This window comes from Nocardiopsis protaetiae (genome assembly GCF_045446735.1).
GTDB classification, from domain to species: Bacteria; Actinomycetota; Actinomycetes; order Streptosporangiales; family Streptosporangiaceae; genus Nocardiopsis; species Nocardiopsis protaetiae.
In genome coordinates, this window is sequence record NZ_JBJJBV010000444.1 from 1 (window position 1) to 3,416 (window position 3,416).

At 75.1% G+C, this 3,416-nt stretch carries 4 protein-coding genes and 1 pseudogene; 3 read left to right on the plus strand and 2 right to left on the minus strand.

The genetic code is table 11. The features are described 5' to 3' along the window. Positions 1–531, minus strand: a 531-nt coding sequence (locus ACJOT3_RS33570) for an aminotransferase class I/II-fold pyridoxal phosphate-dependent enzyme (RefSeq protein WP_406977158.1), incomplete at its 3' end; no start/stop codon positions are given. Between the two features lie 263 nt (positions 532–794). Here ACJOT3_RS33570 and ACJOT3_RS33575 point away from each other — a divergent pair. Together ACJOT3_RS33575 and bioD are read left to right on the plus strand one after the other, a co-directional pair. Continuing rightward, positions 795–2,060 carry an adenosylmethionine--8-amino-7-oxononanoate transaminase gene (locus tag ACJOT3_RS33575; protein ID WP_406977159.1) on the plus strand — a complete coding sequence of 422 codons (1,266 nt, stop codon included), beginning with the start codon at positions 795–797 and terminating at the stop codon, positions 2,058–2,060. Next, positions 2,057–2,737: a dethiobiotin synthase gene (gene bioD / locus ACJOT3_RS33580; protein WP_406977160.1), complete on the plus strand. Its 681-nt coding sequence runs from the start codon at positions 2,057–2,059 to the stop codon at positions 2,735–2,737. The genes ACJOT3_RS33575 and bioD overlap by 4 nt, the downstream gene beginning before the upstream one ends. 25 nt (positions 2,738–2,762) lie before the next feature. Here bioD and ACJOT3_RS33585 read toward each other — a convergent pair. Continuing rightward, a pseudogene (locus ACJOT3_RS33585) lies at positions 2,763–3,089 on the minus strand (DUF3291 domain-containing protein); the annotation flags it as partial. Positions 3,090–3,166: 77 nt separating this feature from the next. Here ACJOT3_RS33585 and ACJOT3_RS33590 point away from each other — a divergent pair. Beyond that, positions 3,167–3,416 (plus strand): GntR family transcriptional regulator (locus ACJOT3_RS33590; protein ID WP_406977161.1); only part of this gene is annotated, 250 nt, incomplete at its 3' end.

A 3,416-nucleotide genomic window follows, 5' to 3' on the forward strand; every position in this document is an offset into this window, starting at 1 on the left:
GAACAGCTCCACCCGGGCCCCGCCCGCCCGGGCCAGCCGGGCGGCGTCGATCAGCGAGGCGTGGTTGTGGCGGTCGCACACCAGCAGCGGGGCCGGGGCGTCGGCGTCCGCCCCGGGCACGCGGGCGGTCAGCGCGGTGAGCATCGCCAGGTTGGCGGTGTAGCCGGAGGAGAACACCAGGGCCGATTCGGTCCCGGCGAAGTCGGCGAGCTCCCGCTCCAGCTCGTGGTGGAGCTCGGTGTCGCCGGTGACCAGGCGCGAGCCGCCCGCCCCGGTGCCCCAGCGGTGCAGCGCCGCCCCGGCGGCGGCGGTCACCCGCGGGTGGCGCAGCAGCCCCAGGTAGTCGTTGCCGGCCAGGTCCAGCACGTCCTCCACGGCCGGCCGCGGCACGACCCGGCGGGAGAGCCCCGACCGGGCCCGCACCCGGGCGGCCTGCGACAGCCAGGAGAAGGGGTGCCGGTCCTGTCCGGGGCCGGTGCGCGAGCGGAGCGTCCACGGGCGGCGGGGCGGATACAGGGCGGTGCCGTCCATGGCGGGTCTCCTTCGCTGCGGGGAACTGGGCGTCGCGTGACTCCGAGGGGGTGGGACGACGGGGGGAGCCGGTGCACGAAGGGACCGACCCAGCGGCGGCCAATCCCGCTGGGGCGGTCCGGTCCTCGTGCCAGGGAGGCGCTACCGACTCTGCCCGGTCGGCACCCCGCGCGTCACCGGTGGAAGCCCACAAAGTTCGGACACCGAACCTGGTAGGTCTGCACGGATCCGGTCCGCGCGCCGTGCCGGAAAAATGGGACCACATGACGCCTGAGTGGATACGTTCCGTCGACCGCGCCCACCTGTGGCACCCCTACGCGACCCTGCCCGCCGCCGAACCGCCCCTCGTGGTGACCGGGGCGCGGGGGGCGCGGCTGCGGCTGTGGGACGGGGAGCGCGAGCACGACGTCGTCGACGGCATGTCGTCCTGGTGGTCGGCGATCCACGGCTACCGCCACCCGGTGCTGGACGCCGCGCTGCGCGCGCAGGCCGACGAGTTCAGCCACGTGATGTTCGGCGGGCTCACCCACCGCCCGGCGGCCGAGCTGGCCGAGCTGCTGGTGGAGATCACCCCCGGGCCGCTGCGCCACGTGTTCCTCGCCGACTCCGGCTCGGTCGCCGTCGAGGTGGCCATGAAGATGTGTTTGCAGTACCACCGCTCCCGCGGGGAGAGCGGCCGCAGCCGGTTCCTCACCTGGCGGGGCGGCTACCACGGGGACACCTTCCACGCGATGAGCGTGTGCGACCCCGAGGGCGGCATGCACGCCCTGTGGGGGGACGTGCTGCCCGGGCAGGTGTTCGCGCCCGCGCCCCCGCAGGAGCACTACGACCCCGACCACACCGCCGAGGTAGCCGCCCTGGCCGCGCGGCACTCCCGCGAGCTGGCCGGGATCATCGTGGAGCCCCTGGTGCAGGGCGCCGGGGGCATGCGCTTCCACGACCCGCGACACCTCAAGGACCTGCGGGCGATCGCCGACGAGCACGGCGTGCCGCTGGTCTTCGACGAGATCGCCACCGGGTTCGGGCGCACCGGCGACCTGTTCGCCGCCGACACCGCCGGGGTGGTGCCCGACATCATGTGCCTGGGCAAGGCGCTGACCGGCGGTTACATGACCCTGGCCGCGGTGCTGTGCACCGAGCGGGTGTCGGGGACGATCGCCGGGGGCGAGGTGCCGGTGCTGGCGCACGGCCCCACGTTCATGGCCAACCCGCTGGCCTGCGCCGTGGCGGTCGCCTCGATCCGGCTGCTGCTGGAGTCGGGGTGGCGGGAGGCCGTCGCCCGGGTCGAACGCGGCCTGGCGGCCGGGCTGGCCGGGGTCCCCGGCACACGGGTGCGCGGCGCGATCGGGGTGATCGAACTGGAGGACCCGGTGCGGATGCGCGAGGCGTCCCGCGCCGCCCTGGAGGCGGGGGTGTGGCTGCGCCCGTTCCGGAACCTGGTCTACGCCATGCCCCCCTATATCTGCACCGACGAGGAGGTCGCCGCGGTGGCGGCGGGCATGGTCGCGGCCGCGGAGGCGTCCCGATGATCCTCGTGGTGACCGGCACCGGGACCGAGGTGGGCAAGACCGTGGCGACCGCGGCGCTGGCCGCCGTGGCGGGCGGCCGGGTCGCGGTGCTCAAGCCCGCCCAGACCGGGGTGGGGGAGGGCGAGCCCGGCGACGTGCACACCGTCGCCGCCCTGGTCCCCTCCGTGACCCCGGTCGAACTGGCCCGCTACCCCGAGCCGCTGGCCCCCGCCACCGCGGCCGCCCGCTCCGGGCTGCCGGAGGTGCGCGCCGAGGGCGTCGCCGACGCCGCCCGCGCCCTGGAGGGCGACCACGACCTGGTCCTCATCGAGGGCGCCGGCGGCCTGCTGGTGCGGCTGAACGCCGAGGGCCAGACCCTCGCCGACGTCGCCGTGCTGCTGGACGCCCCCGTCCTGGTCGTGGCGCGGGCCGGGCTGGGCACGCTCAACGACGTGGCGCTCACCGCCGAGGCGCTGCGCGCGCGGGGGCTGCGCCCGGCCGGGGTGGTCATCGGCGCGTGGCCGACCGAGCCCGACCTGGCGATGCGGTGCAATCTGGACGACCTGCCGACGATGGGCGCGGGGCCGGTCGTCGGGAGGCTGCCGCGGGGGTGCGGTGGCCAGGACCCGCGTTCCTTCGCGGAGACGGCACGGCGAGCGCTGCCCGGCTGGCGGCCGGGACCGGCGACGCGAGGGTGAACGCCCGCGGGCCGGGTCCGTGGGCGCGCAGGTGCTCCTCGCGTCCGTGGACCTCCTCCGGCGTGGGCTCGTCCGCCGACCACCACAGGGTGCGCTCCACCGCGGGGAAGGCGCCGTGCCGTTCGCGGTGCTCCACCAGCAGGCGGTGGGTCAGCTCGACGAAGGTCCGCAGGGCCACCGGGTCCCGCCACAGGGTCACCAGGTGGACCTCGTTCTCCGCGTGGGAGAAGTCCACTTCGCCCAGGTGGCCCTCGATGGACCGCGCCTGCTCCCGAAGCGCCTCCACCAGATCGCCCAGCTGTTCGCCCCGGATCACCCTGGATTCGGCCAAGGTCAAGAATTGGTCTGCCATCACGACTCCTCTTCGAGGTCCATTTCTGTCAGTATGGACCTGAGAAGAAGCGACGCACAGGGCCAATGGAGGCGGTAATGGACTCTTCCCGGACGGTGGACGACCTCGTCGGGCTCCTCGGTGCCTGGTCCGCCGGGAGCGGCGCGCTCTACCGCAGGCTCGCCGACGCCCTCCAGGCGCTCATCACCGAGGGCAGTCTCGCCCCCGGCGAGCGACTCCCCTCCGAACGCGTCCTGGCGACGGCGCTGCGGGTCAGCCGCACCACCGTGGTCTCCGCCTACGACCTGCTGCGCTCCGAGGGCGTCTTCGACAGCCGACAGGGCAGCG